The 16,489-nt window shown below is 70.1% G+C and carries 15 protein-coding genes and 1 pseudogene; 10 read left to right on the forward strand and 6 right to left on the reverse strand.

Features of this window, described 5'->3' with window-relative positions; translation table 11 throughout:
* Positions 1-304 precede the first annotated feature (304 nt).
* Positions 305-1,096 carry a polysaccharide deacetylase family protein gene (locus ACFYR3_RS31800; RefSeq protein ID WP_355843051.1) on the reverse strand — a complete coding sequence of 264 codons (792 nt, stop codon included), beginning with the start codon at positions 1,094-1,096 and terminating at the stop codon, positions 305-307.
* Positions 1,093-2,469 (reverse strand): glycosyltransferase, encoded by a 1,377-nt coding sequence (locus ACFYR3_RS31805; RefSeq protein ID WP_389285382.1) that lies wholly within the window; start codon positions 2,467-2,469, stop codon positions 1,093-1,095. The genes ACFYR3_RS31800 and ACFYR3_RS31805 overlap by 4 nt, the downstream gene beginning before the upstream one ends.
* A gap of 140 nt (positions 2,470-2,609) precedes the next feature.
* Between ACFYR3_RS31805 and ACFYR3_RS31810 the strand changes: the two genes are divergently transcribed.
* Both ACFYR3_RS31810 and ACFYR3_RS31815 read left to right on the forward strand, forming a co-directional pair.
* A complete protein-coding gene (locus ACFYR3_RS31810) occupies positions 2,610-3,044 on the forward strand; it encodes a BlaI/MecI/CopY family transcriptional regulator (protein WP_355843045.1) in 435 nt (144 codons plus the stop codon).
* Between the two features lie 4 nt (positions 3,045-3,048).
* The gene (locus ACFYR3_RS31815; protein WP_355843042.1) at positions 3,049-4,017 is read left to right on the forward strand and encodes a M48 family metalloprotease; all 969 of its coding nucleotides are present in this window, start codon (positions 3,049-3,051) and stop codon (positions 4,015-4,017) included.
* Positions 4,018-4,049: 32 nt separating this feature from the next.
* Here the strand turns inward: ACFYR3_RS31815 and ACFYR3_RS31820 are convergent.
* A pseudogene (locus ACFYR3_RS31820) lies at positions 4,050-4,316 on the reverse strand (helix-turn-helix domain-containing protein); the annotation flags it as partial.
* Positions 4,317-4,414: 98 nt separating this feature from the next.
* On the opposite strand from ACFYR3_RS31820, the gene ACFYR3_RS31825 reads away from it, so the two are divergent.
* The 7 genes from ACFYR3_RS31825 to ACFYR3_RS31855 all read left to right on the forward strand — a co-directional run bounded on the left by ACFYR3_RS31825 (position 4,415) and on the right by ACFYR3_RS31855 (position 12,946).
* Positions 4,415-5,110, forward strand: a complete 696-nt coding sequence (locus ACFYR3_RS31825) for a sensor histidine kinase (protein WP_389285421.1) — start codon at positions 4,415-4,417, stop codon at positions 5,108-5,110.
* Positions 5,111-5,534: 424 nt separating this feature from the next.
* The gene (locus ACFYR3_RS31830; RefSeq protein WP_355843039.1) at positions 5,535-6,551 is read left to right on the forward strand and encodes a GlxA family transcriptional regulator; all 1,017 of its coding nucleotides are present in this window, start codon (positions 5,535-5,537) and stop codon (positions 6,549-6,551) included.
* Positions 6,548-8,413, forward strand: a complete 1,866-nt coding sequence (locus ACFYR3_RS31835; RefSeq protein ID WP_389285385.1) for a thiamine pyrophosphate-binding protein — start codon at positions 6,548-6,550, stop codon at positions 8,411-8,413. The genes ACFYR3_RS31830 and ACFYR3_RS31835 overlap by 4 nt, the downstream gene beginning before the upstream one ends.
* Entirely contained in the window at positions 8,385-9,038 is a 654-nt protein-coding gene (locus tag ACFYR3_RS31840) for an SRPBCC family protein (RefSeq protein WP_355843033.1), read from the forward strand. The genes ACFYR3_RS31835 and ACFYR3_RS31840 overlap by 29 nt, the downstream gene beginning before the upstream one ends.
* The gene (locus tag ACFYR3_RS31845) at positions 9,035-10,054 is read left to right on the forward strand and encodes a 3-oxoacyl-[acyl-carrier-protein] synthase III C-terminal domain-containing protein (protein WP_355843030.1); all 1,020 of its coding nucleotides are present in this window, start codon (positions 9,035-9,037) and stop codon (positions 10,052-10,054) included. Before ACFYR3_RS31840 ends, ACFYR3_RS31845 begins: the two co-directional genes overlap by 4 nt.
* A 3-nt stretch (positions 10,055-10,057) precedes the next feature.
* The gene (locus ACFYR3_RS31850) at positions 10,058-11,158 is read left to right on the forward strand and encodes a histidinol-phosphate transaminase (protein ID WP_355843027.1); all 1,101 of its coding nucleotides are present in this window, start codon (positions 10,058-10,060) and stop codon (positions 11,156-11,158) included.
* A gap of 573 nt (positions 11,159-11,731) precedes the next feature.
* Positions 11,732-12,946 (forward strand): MFS transporter, encoded by a 1,215-nt coding sequence (locus ACFYR3_RS31855; protein ID WP_355843024.1) that lies wholly within the window; start codon positions 11,732-11,734, stop codon positions 12,944-12,946.
* 72 nt (positions 12,947-13,018) lie between these two features.
* Here ACFYR3_RS31855 and ACFYR3_RS31860 read toward each other — a convergent pair whose 3' ends face one another.
* Positions 13,019-14,290, reverse strand: coding sequence for an aromatic ring-hydroxylating dioxygenase subunit alpha (locus ACFYR3_RS31860; protein WP_355843021.1), 1,272 nt, complete (start codon positions 14,288-14,290; stop codon positions 13,019-13,021).
* A gap of 353 nt (positions 14,291-14,643) precedes the next feature.
* Complete coding sequence (locus tag ACFYR3_RS31865; RefSeq protein WP_389285388.1) at positions 14,644-14,994, reverse strand: hypothetical protein; 351 nt, start codon at positions 14,992-14,994, stop codon at positions 14,644-14,646.
* A gap of 334 nt (positions 14,995-15,328) precedes the next feature.
* Between ACFYR3_RS31865 and ACFYR3_RS31870 the strand changes: the two genes are divergently transcribed.
* Positions 15,329-15,778 (forward strand): NUDIX hydrolase, encoded by a 450-nt coding sequence (locus ACFYR3_RS31870; RefSeq protein ID WP_355843018.1) that lies wholly within the window; start codon positions 15,329-15,331, stop codon positions 15,776-15,778.
* 118 nt (positions 15,779-15,896) lie between these two features.
* Here ACFYR3_RS31870 and ACFYR3_RS31875 read toward each other — a convergent pair whose 3' ends face one another.
* Positions 15,897-16,265: a serine hydrolase gene (locus tag ACFYR3_RS31875; RefSeq protein ID WP_389285423.1), complete on the reverse strand. Its 369-nt coding sequence runs from the start codon at positions 16,263-16,265 to the stop codon at positions 15,897-15,899.
* Between the last annotated feature and the right edge of the window lie 224 nt (positions 16,266-16,489).

Raw genomic sequence — 16,489 nt, forward strand, 5'->3', positions numbered from 1 at the left:
GCCATCAACTACCCCGATCTCGACCCCGCCTGGAACTTCGACTCGGCGACCACGGCAGGATCGCCGCCCGACTGCCGCGGATCGCCGCGCTTTACAAGGACTGATCGCCCCCCGGCAATGATCTCCGGCACCCGTTTCTGCACGCCCACGTCTGGCCGCGGTCCGAGTGGGAGCCGGCCAGGCCTTGGGCCCGGCCGGGGTGGGGATCGGGGCGGGGATCGGCGCGGCAGGCAACGGCGTCAGCCCCTACCGGAGAGCAGAGTGACCCTCCACAGGCCTCATCCCGGGACTTCGTACGTCCGCGTCACACGACTTCGTGTGGCGTCGCGGGGGCGTGCCGGTCGCCCAGAACCGAGGCCGGGGTCCCGTGATCGCAGAGCGGACCGACTGCGTGGCCTCGCTGCTCGCAGGTGTCGAGAATGCGCGGAAGAGCGCCCAGCGCGGACCGCCAAGCGCCGGGCGCGGAGGTGCAGTCCGAGTCATGGAGCAACACGGTGCCTCCGCCGTACAGGTCGCTGACCACGGTGCGGTGGACCGACTCCGGGGTGGCCCTGGCGGTCCAGTCCTCGCCCCAGCATGTCCACAGCACGGGGGTGAGCCCGAGGCGGCGGGCCGCCATATGCGCCGAACCCGACATGACGCCGTACGGGGGCCGGAAGAGCGTGGGCTGCCTCCCCGTGATCTCGGCGACGGTGTCACGTGCCCGGGCGAGGTCGGTGTAGGTCGCGCGCGGGCCGCGCAGCAGCAACGGGCGGTGCAACCAGCCGTGCACGCCTATTTCGTGGCCTGCCGCGGCGATCTCGCGGACCAGTCCGGGGGAGCGGTGTGCCTCGCTTCCGAGAAGGAAGAAGGTGGCCTGCACGCGCCGCGCGGCGAGGAGTCGCAGGAACGACGGCGTGGACTTGGGGTCCGGTCCGTCGTCGAAGGTGAGGGCGACGTGATCCGCGCGGCCCTTACCGGCGAGCCGGGGCATGACGCGATTGCGCAAAGGCCCGAAGGTGGAGACGACCGGAGCGCAGTGGGCGGTGACCAGAGCGGCCGGCAATACCGTCGCGGCGGCTGTGAGCAGGGATGTCCTGCTGAACAGTCTCGTCATGAGTGGTGCCCTCCCGGACCGTGGCCGGAGACGAGGTCCAGGTCGAGACCATGGCTCAGCGCGTGCATCAGGGTGGTGCCCTCATAGCTTGTGGCGACCCCGGTGCCGACGGCGCACGCCCACACGGCGCAGGCCACGGCGGTCGTGGCGGTGAGCCGCCGAGCCCGGGTGCGTCGCCGGGTGGCGGGCGGCGGGACCACGGGCGGCTGCCCGGAGCGAAGAACGCGGGCTATCTCCGCCGCCGGGCCGCGGTCCGGGGAATCGGCGAACAGCGAGAGCCCCGCCGCGCGTTGGTGCAGCCCGAGCGGCCCGTTGACCAAGTCGTTGAGGACGCGCTTGAGTTGGGCCTCGTCGCGTATCCAGACCGCTACGCCCGCCTCGTCCAGGGCATCGGCGTTGGTCAGGCCGTGGCCGGGTATGCAGCCGTAACTGGCCACGGGCAGCCCTGCGGAGAATGCCTCCAGGGTGGTGAGCCCGCCCGCGTTCTGGACGAGGACGTCGGCCGCGTGCATCAGGGCGGGCATGTCGTCGACCCAGCCGTGGACATGCTCGATACCGTCGGCGCGCAGTCGCGCGGCCAGTTCTTGGTTGTGGCCGCATACGACCACCGGGACCACGGCGCCGCAGTCGCGCAGTTCCTGAGCGACCTGCCGGACGGGACCGACACCCCACGATCCGGCCACCAGCAGTGCGAGCGGAGCCGTGGCCGGCAGTCCGAACCTCGTCCGCGCGAGGCTGCGCCGCTGTGTGTCGCAGAGCTGGAAGCGAGGGTCGGCCAAGGGCCCGCAGACGCGAACGTCCCGCGCTCCCGCCGCCCGCGCCTGGGCGCCAGGTATGGCGTGGGCGGCGAGATGGGTGTCCACTCCGTCCGCCACCCACAGCGGGTGCACCGAGAAGTCCGTCAGATAGGTGAGGACGGGGATGTTCAGACGTCCGTCGAGCCGGAGGTTCCCCAGGACGCGACTGGCCCCTGGGTAGGTGGAGACGACGGCGCCGGTGTCCGGGTGCAAGGCCTTCAGAACGCGGTTCTCGGCGGACCTCAGCAGGGCTCGCGCGCCGCGGCCGCCGCCACCGGCGCGCTCGGTGCTGGAGTAGATCCTCTGGTAGAGCCAGGGCGCCCGGACGAGCATCAAGTGGTAGGCGTCCCTGGCGGCCCGGCCGAGACGAGCGGGCAGGAGGTCGAGCAGGTCGTATCGATCGACGACGATTCCATCCGCGGTGAGGCGGCGCTCGAGTTCCGTGGCGGCGCCGTCGTGACCGGCTCCGACACTCGCCGAGACGATCGCGACGCGGCCCGGGTGCGCCGCCGACACCCATGTAGGGGGCACACCCATGACCGCTGGTGTCGGATGCGCTCGTCCGCGGTTGGCCATGGGCTTTCCTCTGCATAGGTGGGAGGCCGCACAACTACAAGATGTAGTAGCTCGTGGTTGGGACGGGAGCATACCTCCTACATCTAGTAGGAGGTCACCGGGTATTCTTACTTGACGGCGCAGCGGCGGAAGGGTGAACGGTGAATGACCTCAAGGGTGAGGGGGCCGGGGGTGCATCCGGCAGGCGCGCCCGCGGTGAACTCGAGGGCTCCGTACTCGCCGCCCTCTGGTCGGCCGAGGGTCCGTTGACTGCCCGTCAGGTGCTTCAGCGGCTACCGGACGGCCTGGCCTACACGACGGTCCTGACGATCCTGTCCAGGCTGTACGAGAAGGGCATGCTCCTTCGGCACCGCCAGGGCCGCGGCTACGCCTACGGACCGGTTCGCGACGAGGCGTCCCACACGGCGCAGCGCATGAAATCGTTGTTGGAAGAGGGTTCCGACCGTGAGGCGGTGCTGAGCCGCTTCGTCTCCGAACTGTCCGAACAGGACGAGCAGTTGCTGCATGATCTGCTGTCCGCACACGAAGGTCACCAAGGTCACCACGGCGCCGGCGACGTCGACGGCAGGAAGTGAACCGGTGCTGATCAGCGTCTACGTTCCGCTCGTCGTCACGGCCGTATTGACCGTGCTCGCACCACGGGTGGCTCGCCTGCTCGCTCCTCGCCCCGCCGTCTGGGCCCTGGCTTGCGCGGCGCTGGTGACCACGGTCGGCTGGATGGGATCGATGGCCCTGCTCGCGTTCACCGCTGTCGCGCAAATCCCCCAGGTGGCCGCTGAGGGACGCTGGTCCGTACCCGCCCTGCGTGCCGAGGACCCGGTCCACTTCACCGTCGCGGTGGTCAGCGCCCTCATCCTGACGGCGGAGGTCGTCTCCCTGGGCCTGGCGCTCGTACGGCGCACTCGCCACATCCTTTGGGCGCGGCGCGAGTGTGCCTGCATGCCCCACGAAAACGAGTTGTCCGTCATCGACGACGACAGACCGCAGGCCTTCGCTCTCCCCGGCTCGCCGGGCCGGATCGTCGTCTCCCGCGGAATGCTCCAGTGCCTTGCCTCGGACGAACGTGAGGCCCTGCTCGCGCACGAAAGGGCCCATCTGCGCCACCGGCACCACCACTTCCAGACCCTGTGGCAGCTCACCGCGGCCGCCAACCCGCTGCTGCGGCGACTCGCCGACGCGGGTGGCTTCGCCCTGGAGCGCTGGGCCGACGAAGACGCGGCAGCCGTGGTCGGCAACCGCGGTGTGGTGGCTCGGGCGGTGGGACGTGCGGCTCTCGCGTCCACGTCCCGCCGGTCCAGCACCGGGGCGCTTGCCGCTACCGGCGGTGCCGTGCCCCAGCGGGTACGGGCCCTGCTGGCGCCGCCCCCACCCCGGCGCCTGCTCCCCATCGTCGCCGGAGCACTGCTGCTGGCCCTCTGCTGCGTCGGTCTGGCCAACGCCGCGGCCGACAGCGACGACATGCTCGACGACGCCCAACGCGCACAGTGCGCGCTGTCCGTCTCGCACCCGAGCGGACCGCGGTGTGACTGTCCCGGACACAGGCCGTAGTTCCCTTCGGTCTGCGTCCGCCCATCCCTCGGTCAGGTCCCCGAAGGGGGTTCGAGCCGGTATCCATGGCCCCGCAGTGTGGTGATGCGCGGCAGTCGGAGCGCGGTGCCAGACGAGGCCGAGGCATCGGCGAGGCGGCGCCGCAGGCCCACCATCGTGACGTCGAGGGTCTTCGTGGAGCCGAACCAGTTCTCGTCCCACACCTCGGACATGAGTGTCTCGCGGGACACGGCTTCTCCGGCATGCTGGGCCAGGACCGCCAGCAGCTCGAACTCCTTGGGCCGCAGGGCGACTTCTCTCCCGGCACTGCCAGGCCGTCACCGACGGCGACCTGACCGCGCGCGCCGCCTCCAGCACCATCGCGGAAATCGACCAGGTCTCCCGCACGCACAACCAGATGCTGCACAGCCTCGCTGAACTCCTGCGCCACGAAAGGGATTTCACCGCCAACGCGTCCCACCAACTGCGCACCCCGCTGACGGGTCTTCAGCTCACCCTGGAGTCCGGGCTCGGCAAGGACTCCGACCTGCGCCCCGTTCTGGAGGAGGCGCTGGAGTCGACCCGCAGGCTCCACCACACAGTGGAGGAGGTGCTGCGGCTGGCCGGTGCGCCGGCCTCGGCGCACCGGGCGGTGCCGGACCGGCCCGTGCAGCAGATCCTGCGAGAGGCGGAACGGCGCTGGCACGGACTCTTCGCCCAGGACGGCAGACGCCTGGTGTGCGATACCGCGCCGGACGATGTACGGGTGCCGGGCGGACAGGTGACCGAGATCCTCGACGTCCTGCTCGACAATGCCGGAACGCATGGACGCGGCAGTGTTCGCGTCGCCGTACGGGACCTCGACGACGCCCTGGCGTTCGACGTCACCGACGAGGGAACGCTGACGACCGAACCGGTCTACCTCTTCGCCCGCGGCCACAGCGGGGGCGAGCACGGAACCGGGATCGGTCTCGCCCTCGCCGCCGACCTGGCGCTCTCCCTGGGCGGCAGACTCATCCTGGCGAACAGCGACCCGACGACCTTCACGTTGCTGGTCCCCGCACGTCCCGAGTTCCCGGCCAGGGGGACGCCTGGGAGATCGTCCGGCCAGTGACCCGGAATCCCTCGTCCAGCTCGATCGGCTGGACCAGTTTGATCGGCTCGATCGGCTTGAGCAGCCGGGGAGTCGGTTCTTGTGCGGGAGCCGCCGGCACGTGTGAATCCGCCCGGCATGCGGACGGGGTGAGGCGACGGCCTTGCCCGGCTGTCGCCGTGTTCGACCACTGGAGGACTGCACGCCGACGGCGCCGCGCGCGTCCGGACCGTCGACCGCGCATCGCGCGCTCGAGCCCCCTGCTCCCCGGCACGACGCCCCGACGACCTGACCTCCTGTGAGTTGGCTCACCCGCCACAGTCGGCTCCCGTGCACGAACTGCCTGGCCAACGGCCCCTCTCGCTCACCCGGCGACTCTCTGTTGGCCGGATACGTCAATAATCTGTCATTGCAGTCGGTGTGAGGATCAATACAGGCTGTGACCGTGGCAGAACGACGTGTTGTTGTGGTGGTGTACGCGGGCGCCATGGCGCTGGACATCACCGGACCGATTGAAGTGTTCGATGTCGCCAACCGGCTCCTTGGCCCGGCGGCCGCCCCCTATCGGATCGACCTGGTCTCCGCCGACGCGCCACTGGTGCGCACGAGTTCAGGAGTGGTCCTGGGGGCGTTGCCGCTGGAGGCGGGGCAGGGCCCCGTCGACACCCTCCTCGTCCCGGGCGGGTGGAGTGTCGGCGAGGTGCTCCGGGACCGGGCGCTGGTCTCGTGGATCGGCGCGGCGGCGGCCCGGTCGCGAAGGGTCGCCTCGGTGTGTGGCGGATCCTTTCTGCTGGCCGAGGCGGGCCTCTTGGACGGCAGACGTGCCACCACGCACTGGGCTTACACAGAGGCGATGGCCTGCCGCTATCCGGCCGTGACGGTGGACGCCGAGCCGATCTTCGTCTGGGACGGCCCCTTCGTGACCTCGGCGGGCGTGTCGACCGGGATCGACATGGCGCTGGCCCTGGTGGAGGCCGATCACGGTGCGGCACTCGCGTTGGAGACGGCACGGTTTCTGGTGCTCTTCCTCAAGCGGCACGGAGGGCAGTCCCAGTTCAGCGCGATGCTCGACGCCCAGTTGGCCGACCATCCGCCGATCCGCACAGCCCAGGAGTGGATTCTGGAGAACCTGCACAACCCGTTACCCGTGGCCGAGATGGCCCAGCGGGCCAACATGAGCCCGCGCAACTTCTCCCGGGTGTTCAGGCGCGAGGTGGGCACGACCCCCGGACAGTACGTCGAACGCACGCGCATCTCCCGAGCGCGCGAACTGCTGGAAACCACCGATCTGCCGATCGGTCAGATAGCGGGCCGCTGCGGATTCGGCGCCCCCGAGACCTTCTTCCGTTCCTTCGGACGAACCCTGGGACTCACCCCGAAGGAGTACCGGCACCGCTTTCAGGTCATGACGCCGTCCGGCCTCATCGACCGGCGCCACGAGACGGACAGGAGCCACGCATGACCACCACCACCTCGGGCGAGCCCGAGGCAGGGACGGTACGCCTGGTCGACCACCTGGCCGACGAGCTCGCGAAGGCGGGTGTCACCCACATGTTCGGCGTCGGCGGCGCGAACATCGAGGACCTGTATGACGCCGTGCATCGCGGCGGCAAAGTACGCGGTGTCGTCGCCAAGCACGAGTTCTCGGCCGTCACGATGGCCGACGGCTACGCCCGAACCACCGGGCGTCTCGGCGTAGTTGCCGCCACCTCGGGCGGCGGTGCGATGAACCTGGTACCGGGTCTGGCGGAGGCGTACGCCTCCCGGGTGCCCGTGCTGGCCCTGGTGGGCCAGCCGCCGACCGGTCAGGAGGGCCACGGGGCGTTCCAGGACACCAGCGGCAAGGGGGACTCCTTCGACGCCGGGGAGGTCTTCACGCCGATCTCCCGGTTCTGTGCCCGGGTCGAGGACGCGGACTCGCTCATCGAGCTGTTGCCGCTGGCGCTGGCGGCGGCGCAGGCCGATCAGCGCGGGCCGGCGGTGCTGCTGCTGCCCAAGGACGTGCAGCAGGCACGGATCCGGTTGCCCGGCCGCGGCCCGGCGCCGGTACCGGGCGAACCGATGCCGGCGTCCACCCTTGGGGTGCCGAAGCCGGCGCCCGTACGTGACGTGCCGACACCGGCGCCGCCGACATCGGTCCCGATGAAACCCGCGCCGACAGCGTCGGCCACACGGCTCGACAACGCGGCTCTCGCCGAAGTGTCGGACGTCCTTCGCAGGGCGGACAGGATCCTCGTCATCGCCGGTGAGGACGTCGCCGCCGCTGACGCGCGGGTGGAACTGGCCGAACTGGCCCGGAACCTCGGGGCGTGGGTGGCGGTCACCCCGGACTCCAAGGACGTCTTCGACAACCGTGATCCTCGGTTCGCGGGCGTGGCCGGGGTGATGGGCCATGCCAACGTCGAAGAATGCCTGCGGCGGGCCGACGTGTGCCTGCTGGTCGGGACCCGGCTGCCGCTCCTGGCGCGCGGCGGCCTTGAGCGGGCCCTCGCCACCACCGAAGTCGTACACCTGGGCCCTGAACGGCCGTTCATGGCGGCCACCGCACTGGGCGGGGACCTGCGGGACGCGCTGCGCGCGCTGACCGGCCGGCTCCCGTCACGCCCACCTGCCTGCCCCGAGCACTCCGGCCCACTCCCCACCGTCATGACGGGCCCGGCCTCCTCGGCCACCCGGGGGCGAACCGTTGCCTATACCCAGGCGGTCGCTGCGGTTGAAGCGGCACTCCCTCAGGACGCGCACGTCTTCGTGGACGCCGGCAACGCAGGCGCCAGCGCGGTCCATCTCCTCCCGGCACCGCGCCACGGCCGTTTCGTGGTGGCGCTCGGTATGGGGGGCATGGGCTACACCTTCGGTGCCGGGATCGGCGCCGCCCTCGCCACCGGGCGACGTACCTACGTACTCGCCGGCGACGGTTCCTTCTTCATGCACGGGATGGAAGTGCACACCGCCCTGGAGTACGCCGCACCCGTGACCTTCGTCATTTTCAACAACAACGCCCACGCCATGTGCGCGCTTCGCGAGGAGTTCCTTCAGGGCGGCATCCGCTCCAACGACCTTTTCGGCCGGACCGACATCGCCGCCGGGGTGGCCGCCGCCTTCCCGGACCTCGACGTCACCGGAGCCGAGAACGCGGCGCAGTTGCGCGAGGCACTGCTGCGCGGCAACACGGGCGGCGGCCCGGCATTCGTCGCGCTGAACTGCGACCCGGGGGAGATTCCTCCGTTCCTCCCCTTCCAGCCTTTCGCCGAAGCCACCGGCAGTACCCAGCACGCCGACAGCAAGGAGAATTCAGATGAGCGACGAGTCGTCCACGCTGGCTGACATCCCCGGCCTGATGCGGATCGAGAACCCCGGCAGGGACGAGCTGACCGCCCACTGCATGGAGCTCACCCACGCCGTCTACCCCCATCATCAGGTCTACGGGCAGTACTGCACCATCCACGAGTACGTCGACTGCCCCCCGGAACTGGCCTACGACTACCTCCGCCAGGGCCACAATCTGGAGGAGTGGACCTGCAGCCTGCGGGATTTCGCTCCCTCCGGCACACCCGGACTGTGGGTGGGCCACGACCGGCTCGAGGACGACACCAGGATCTACTGCGAGGTGGTCGCCAACCCCGAGGCCATGACCGTGGACTACCACTGCTCCTGGGACCAGGGCGACAAGCTGTGGATGATCTACCTGATGCGCGTCGTACCGGCCCGCCGGGTGCTCGACAAGCCGGGCTCGGTGATCACCTGGACCAACTGCAGGCATCCCTACTACGACAACAACCCCCAGCCCGGTCTGGCACCCCGCCAGGACCGGCCCTGGGTGGGCGACTACTGGGACCTCTTCTACGCGGGGCACACCGTGGAGATGAACAACCTCAAGGCGATCCTGGAATACCGTCACCGCAACGGACTTCCGATCAGCGTGGCTCCGGCGAGGGCGGTGGCACAGTGACCACGGTCAGCCTCACCGACGTCGCGAGCTACCTTCCCGGCGAGCCGGTACCCGCGGGGTTCTACACCGACTACCCCGGAGCGGAGGACAAGCTCCGCAGCCACCCCATGTTCAAGGTCCCGCCGTCACGGCACCACGTGGCCGCGGACGAGACCAACGCGGACATGGTCGAGCGCGCCGTACAGCCTCTGATCGAACGGCACGGCAGGGACGAGATCCGTGGTGTCGACGTACTGCTGGTGCACAGCCAGCTGCCGGATCTGCCGTTCGTCGGCGCCGGCACCGAGGTGGCACGCCGACTGGGGCTGAACCCGGAGTGGCTCATCGATGTGGCCAACGCCGGCTGCGCCTCCTTCGTGTACATGCTGAAGCTGGCCCGGCAGATCCTCAGCACCACCGATGCGAAGACCGCGCTGATCTGCAACGCGCAGAGCGCCGCGGGTCAGTGCTTCACCCAGTCCGAAGTGCGAAGGCTCGCGCAGGCCGCGATCCCGGGCGACGGCTGCGGCGTGGGATTCGTGACGACATCGGCCGGCGCCCCGGTCCTCGACGTGGAGACCCGGCACATCGGCGACTACGCCGGGGACATGACCGTGGCGGTCGACGACGGCCGCAAGTACTGGGAGCCGGGGAAGTCCCAGCTCCGGATCGGGTTCACCGACGCCAGCGTCGCCAAGGTCCTGGCACGCGGCAACCGCCTCGTCCCGGAAGTGGTCACGGACCTGTGCCGGCGGCTCGGCGTGGCCACCGGCGACATCGACGTCCTCATCACCAACCAGCCGAACCGCACCTTCCTGCGGAACTGGCGGGAGGCGCTGCAACTGCCCGCGGAACGGCACCTGAACACCTTCGACCAGTACGGGAACCTCTTCGGAGCGGCGATCCCGGTCACCCTGGACCACGCGATCCGCTCGGGCCAGGTGAAGGACGGTGACCTGGTGGTACTGGGCGGATTCGCCCACGCCGGCGACTTCGCCGGCGGCGCCGCCGTGCGCTGGCACGGCGGGCGGGGATGACCCATGGCCGTTCCCGTACTGCACCGACTGGCCCTCAACGAGAGCCCGTACCCTCCCTTGCCCTCCGTGCGCAAGGCGATGCGACGGGCCGTCGCACAAGCTCACCGGTACCCGGAGTTCTATCCCGACGACCTCGCTGAGCGGATCGCCACCTGGTGCCGGGTGGCACCCGACAACGTCGCGGTCGGCAGTGGATCGGTGGGGGTGGCGCTGCAGTTGCTCCAGGCGGTGATGGAACCCGGCGACACGATGGTCCACGCCTGGCGTACCTTCGACGCGTATCCCCTGCTGGCCGCCATGGTCCGCGCGCAACCCGTTCCCGTGCCCCTGACGCCCGACGGCCGGCAGGATCTGGACGCCCTGCTGGCCGCGCTCGACCACCGCACCCGGGTCGTGGTGGTCTGCAATCCGCACAACCCCACCGGAAGCCGGATCACCGCCGATGCCCTGTCGGCGTTCCTGCACCGGGTCCCCCGACACATCACCGTGCTCCTCGACGAGGCGTACGTGGAGTTCGCCGGCGACACCGACGCGCCGGACACGCCCGCGTTCCTGGTCGCGCACCCCAACGTGCTGGTTCTGCGCACCTTCTCCAAGGCTTACGGCCTCGCCGCCCTGCGGATCGGCTACGGCCTCGGCGCCCCCGCCCTGGTGGATCGGATCCGCCGGCAACAACTGCCCTTCGGCATCAACACGGTGGCGACCGCGGCGGTGCACGCCTCCCTGCGCGCCGGCAGCGAGCTGCGTCTGCGCGTCGACACTATCGTCGCCGAACGCGAACGCCTCCGGCACGAACTCCTCGGCCTGGGCTGGCATGTACGTCCGGGCCACGCCAATTCCGTCTGGCTCGCCGCGCCCGATCCGATCGATGAGGGCGCCGCGGCACTCACAGACGCGAGTGTCCTGACGCGCCACTACCCCGGCGAGGGACTGAGGGTCACCGTCGGCAGCCGGAAGGCCAACGACACGGTGCTTGCCGCACTGGCGGGACTGCCCACGCACCGGTTCGTGTCGCGGGCCCTCGAAGCTGTCCCATCGGTGGCCGCGGCGGGGCGACGCGCTGCCGGCGATCCGAGCTCCGTACGAGGTCGCCCTCGGGTCTGAGCGAGTCGCGCGCAGGACGGCGAACGATCTCGGTGCAGGTCGGACAGTGCCCGGTGACTCCGGGGACCGGAACGCGCATCTACCGGCCGACCCGTCGGCTTGCTACAGCGATGCCTCCGGAGCCCTCTGGGAATGGGAGCCGAGTCACTGAGACGGAAGGGCGAAAGCCGGCGGTGCCGTGAGACGGAAGGGCGAAAGCCGGCGGTGCCGTTGCCTTCGCTCAACGAAGCGCCGCACCCGCCGGTGCCGGCACGCCGGCAGGTGCACCCGCCGATGCCGGCCGGCAGCTGGAGCCGCCGAGGACGGAGCCGTGACCGCAGCGGCTATCCTTCTCACCGGCCAGGGCCGACCTCCACAGCCTGGGGACCGGGCTCGGCCCGGTGCGCAAAGCCGCAGGTCGATCTTGGAATGGATGACCCTTCGGCATTGCTGCACTCGCCATGGGCTCGCCCTGTTCCAGGGGTGCTCCGGGCGATGGTGCTCGGCAAGACCGGACACGAGAACCCGCCAACGATCTCGATCCTGTCTGCTCCCTCGCCCTGGCTCGCTGTCTTCGAAAGGTATTCCCGCACCATGCCCCTGGCTCTGCTGGCCCTGGCGGTCGTCGCGTTCGGTATCGGCACGACCGAGTTCGCCACGATGGGGCTGCTGCCCCAGATCGCCCACGGGGTCGGTGTGTCCGTGCCGCACGCCGGCAACGTCGTATCGGCCTACGCGCTCGGTGTCGTCGTCGGCGCGCCCTTGCTGACCGGCATCGGCGCGCGCGTCCCGCACAAGCGCTTGCTGATGCTCCTGACCGGTCTGTTCGTGGTCGGCAACATAGCGTCCGCGCTCGCCCCCGACTTCGGCACGCTCTTCGCCGCGCGCTTCCTGGCAGGTCTGCCGCACGGCGCGCTGTTCGGCGTGGGCGCCGTCGTCGCCTCACGGCTGGTCGCCCCGGAGCGTGCGGCCCGTGCCGTGTCGAAGATGTTCCTCGGTCTCACGATCGCCAACATCGTCGGGGTTCCGGCCTGTACTGCCCTCGGGCAGCAGCTGGGCTGGCGGTCCGCCTACGGCGCGGTCGCCGTCATCGGCCTCGTCGCCCTCGCCGGAGTGGCCGCCTTCGTCCCGCACCAGCCCCGCGGGCAGCAGTCCGGCATCCGGCACGAACTGCGGGCCATGGGCAACAAGCAGGTCGCCATCGGCCTGGCCACCGCCGTCATAGGCTTCGGCGGATTCTTCGCCGTCTACAGCTATCTCGTGCCCATGCTCACGCACCTGACCGGAATCGCCGACTCCTCGACCACCTGGGTCCTCGCGCTCTACGGCGTAGGCATGACGCTCGGCACCCTGATCGCCGGTCCGCTCACGGACCGCGCGCTGCGCCCGACGATGTACTGGGGGCTCGTTCTGCTCGCTGCGGCGTTGACGACGTTCTACTTCACGGTCCACAGCACCGTGCCCGCCCTGGTCACCATCACGTTCATCGGTGCGATGGGTTCCCTCATCACCACGCCGGTTCAGATGCTTCTCATGTCCAAGGCGAAGAACGCCCCGACGATGGCGGCGGCCTCGAACCACTCCGCCTTCAACCTGGCCAACGCGGGTGGTGCCTGGCTCGGCGGCCTGGTCATCTCGGCGGGCTGGGGCTGGGCCGCCCCCAACCTGGTCGGCGCGGCTCTCGCCGTGGCGGGTCTCGGCCTCGCCTTCACGGGCGGTTTCATGGAACGGGGCGACCGACGCTCCGAAGTGATCGCGCAAGCGTCGCCCGCGGTCGAACCAGACACGCGCGTCCGCACAGCGGACTGACGCGTCGGCCCTCGATCGACCTTCGACAGGTCGCTGGGACTGTTCGGACGATGGGACGATGGGACGCTGGGACTACTCGGACCTGACGGTGCCGTCCGCGGCCGGCCCCGCGGACTGCATGGGCCCGTCATGGTCCGTGACACTGGCGTGGTGCGACGGGGTGGCGAACCCGCACGGCGCACATCCGGATGCCTGGTCCGGGCTCAGTGGCACTCCATTGCTGCGCAGCACGTCGCGGAGATCCAGGATGAGCGGGAACACCTCGTGGTTGCGGTCCTCGCTCTGTTCGTCCCACGCACGCTGTTCGGCCTCGACCGCCGTCCGGTCCTGGGCGAAGACGCGCTCGGTGAAGCGGCGGATGAGCGGCCAGGCGAGGTGGAGCGCCCCGGGAACCGACGGCTTCGCGATCGTCAGCAGGCCGTAGGCGTGGTTGACGCGCTGCTCGGCATCCTCCGGTACGTAGGCGGCCCAGAGGGAGAACACCGGGAGGTCGGTACCTTCAGGGACGTCCCGCAGCGTCTGGTACGGATACTCGGTGCGGATGGTGATGACGTCGGGCCTGTCCCGGCCGCCCATCCCCTCCGCGGACAGCAGGCCCGCGCCCCGGTCCTTGCGCCCTCCGGCGGGGACGAACAGATAGCGGGCCTCGACATGGCGCCGGCCGGTCTCGTAGCCGAGCAGCTCGGGCCGGATCCTGCCGAGCACACTCCGGTGCAGGAACTGGTGGTTCATGTCGAGCAGGTTCTCGTGCATGAACGAGTAATGGCACCGCACCGTACGGGAGAACGTCATCGTGCGGTGGGCGGCCGAATGGTATTCGGGCAGCAACGGGAACGACGCCGCCGCGGCCAGAGCCGGGTCCCCGGGGAACACGAACACCAGGCCGTAGGCTTCTCGGACCGGGTAGGAACGCACCCCGCGCGGCGGCCGCTCGCAGCCCTTGGGCAGGTAGGGGATCTGCGAGATGCGGCCGTCGCCCCGGTAGGCCCAGGCGTGGTAGCAGCAGCGCAGAATGTCACCCTCCACCACACCCATGCTCAGTGGCACCTGACGGTGCGCGCAGCGGTCCTCCAACGCGTGGACGGTGCCGCTGTGTCCCCGGTACAACGCGATCCGCTCGCCGGCGAACACGGCCGCGAACGTCCGGTTGCGCCGCACGCTCCGGGAGGTCGCGACCGGATACCAGTGATCCGGGGAGATACCGATCCGCCGCAGGTCGGGGACGGGACCGGGCAGGTCCCTCAGGCGGCTGTCCAGGACATGGGGCGGATACGCCACCGGGTCGGCGGTGGACGACCGGTCCTGCCAGTCTGCTGCGGAGCGGCTGGGTCGAGCCTCGGTCATGGGCTGTGGTCCTTTGCGCTCGCGCGGGAGGTCGTGTCGTGCGGTCGGGGATGCCGCCCACCAGGTTCACGGTGTCCCGCACGCCCACGACGCCGCTGCGGACGGCCGCCGCCGACGCGGGTGTCCGCCCGCCGCCGCAGGGGCTCCACCTCCCTACGGTCGCCGGGGGCACCCCGGTCGTCAACCGCAGCGGCGCGTTGGTGTCGCGGCCGGCCGGCCAGCGCCGAGGCGGCCGGGGTCTGACGCTGTCACTGAGGTATCGGCTGACTTGTCGCCCGACGCTGCAGCGGTGAACGCCGGCGGCGCCCCATCGCCCGGGATCCAGGTTTTCGAGATCGCGGTCAGCGGCGGAGTCAGGGGAAGACCGGAACTGCGGGAAGGGGCGGTCGCACCTTGTAGTTGCCGAACAACGCGCGCGTGCTCACCGTGCTGCGGGTCAGGTTCCGGCATCGGGTGATCTCGTAGGGGAACCAGTGCAGCCAGTGGGAGGTGTAGGGGGTGAACTCCTCGAGGCTGGTCATGGCCCCGATCTCGGGCGGGATTCTGACCAGGTTGCTGCCGTAGAGCACGAGGTGCCTGACCGCCGTCAGCCTGGCAATCCCGGGCGGCAGGGTGATGACCTGCCGTCGCTCTTCCGGACTGAGCTCGGTCAGGGGACGGAACTCCTCGTGCCCGTCGGCCACGGCCTCGTCGATCAACTCCAACAGGTGCTGCCAACCTGCCTGTCATCTCGTGCGTTAACATGGATCTTGAGCTGATCGGCGGAAGCCAGGCCGGTTCGTTACGCGTTGGTGGTCCAAGGAAAGACGTCCCGCTTCCTGCGGGGAGATGCAGGTGCAAGGCCTGCCCGGCGCTCTGTGAAGACCCTGTCCGGCATTGTCCGGGGCAGGGTCTTTTCTTCGGCATCTCCCGGCCGCTACCAGCGCGATCTTCTTTTCGTTGCTGTCCATGGCGGACGCTGTGCACTGGAGGATGGCAGTCTTTCGGAAGTCTGTTCAGCCTGTCCGACCCAGGCCGGCACCACGCACGGGAGGCAGCATGGCCGACAGCAGTCGCGGATACGTCAGGGACCGGCGCGGATGCCGCCATTGGGGCCCGCACGGTGCCGCAGGACTGCTCCTGCGCCAGGACAGCAGATTTCTGCTCCAGCGCCGTTCCTGGCGGGTCCACCATGGCCGCAGCTGGAGCATTCCCGGCGGAGCGCTGGAGGCAGGTGAGAGCCCGCGGGACGGGGCCCGCCGAGAGTTCGAGGAGGAACTCGGCGTGGTTCCGGCACTGCGTCACGTCCGTACCTTCGTGGACGACCACGGCGGATGGGCCTACCACACGCTCGTCATGGACGTCACGGAGCCGTTCTCCCCGCGCCGTGGCGACGGCGAAGGCGCTGCCTATCGGTGGTGCACCCCTGCCGAGATCGACTCGCTTCGTCTCCACCCCGGATTCGCGGCCACATGGCCGCAGTTGCTGACGGACCTGGAGGCAGCCTGACCCTTCCTCCCGCACAGGCGACGACGACTGGTTCAACGTCCCCCGCGTCAGTGCCGGGAGCCGGGAGTGCGGCCGGGCCGGGCCGTTGTGGCGGCCAGGCCCCGTGCTGGTACGCCGCTCAGGCCTGCGGGACGTGGAACACCTCCGAGAGGACCAGTTTCGTCAGCTCGTCGGACGGGGCGGCGCCGTCCGGCGACTGGTTGAGGTTCACCAGGATGACGACGGTCGCCTTCCGCTTCGGGTCGTATCCCACGAAGTTGTTGTAGCCCGGGATTTGGCCGTCGTGGCCGAGGAAGCCGAAGAAGTTGGCGATCGCCAGCCCGTACGTGGGTCGGCCGGGCTGGTCCGAGGTGGGGACGAAAGTCAGCCGCTCACGCTGGGTCCGCGGGCCGAGCAACTCGCCGTCGGCCAGGACGGGGGCCCAGCGCAGCAGGTCGTCCAGGGTGGAGACGCCCGCGCCGGCTGCCCAGGCCCCCGAGGGGCTGATGTCGGTGACGTCTGTCGGGTTGCCCGCCGACCAGTCCGCCCATGCGGCGTCCTTCCCGGTGAGGACCGTGCGGTGAGGCTGTCCACGTTGCTGATGAACTGGTGGCCACGCGGGTGAGGTGCGGGGAAGGCCGCGTTCGTGGCGAGGCTGCTGTCATGCATGCCGGCGCGGTGTTGGGCCACCGGTGGGCGTTTCCGCGGCGTGTGCAGGCTCCAGTTCTGAAA

It is taken from the genome of Streptomyces sp. NPDC005784 (assembly GCF_042871525.1).
Lineage (GTDB): Bacteria > Actinomycetota > Actinomycetes > Streptomycetales > Streptomycetaceae > Streptomyces.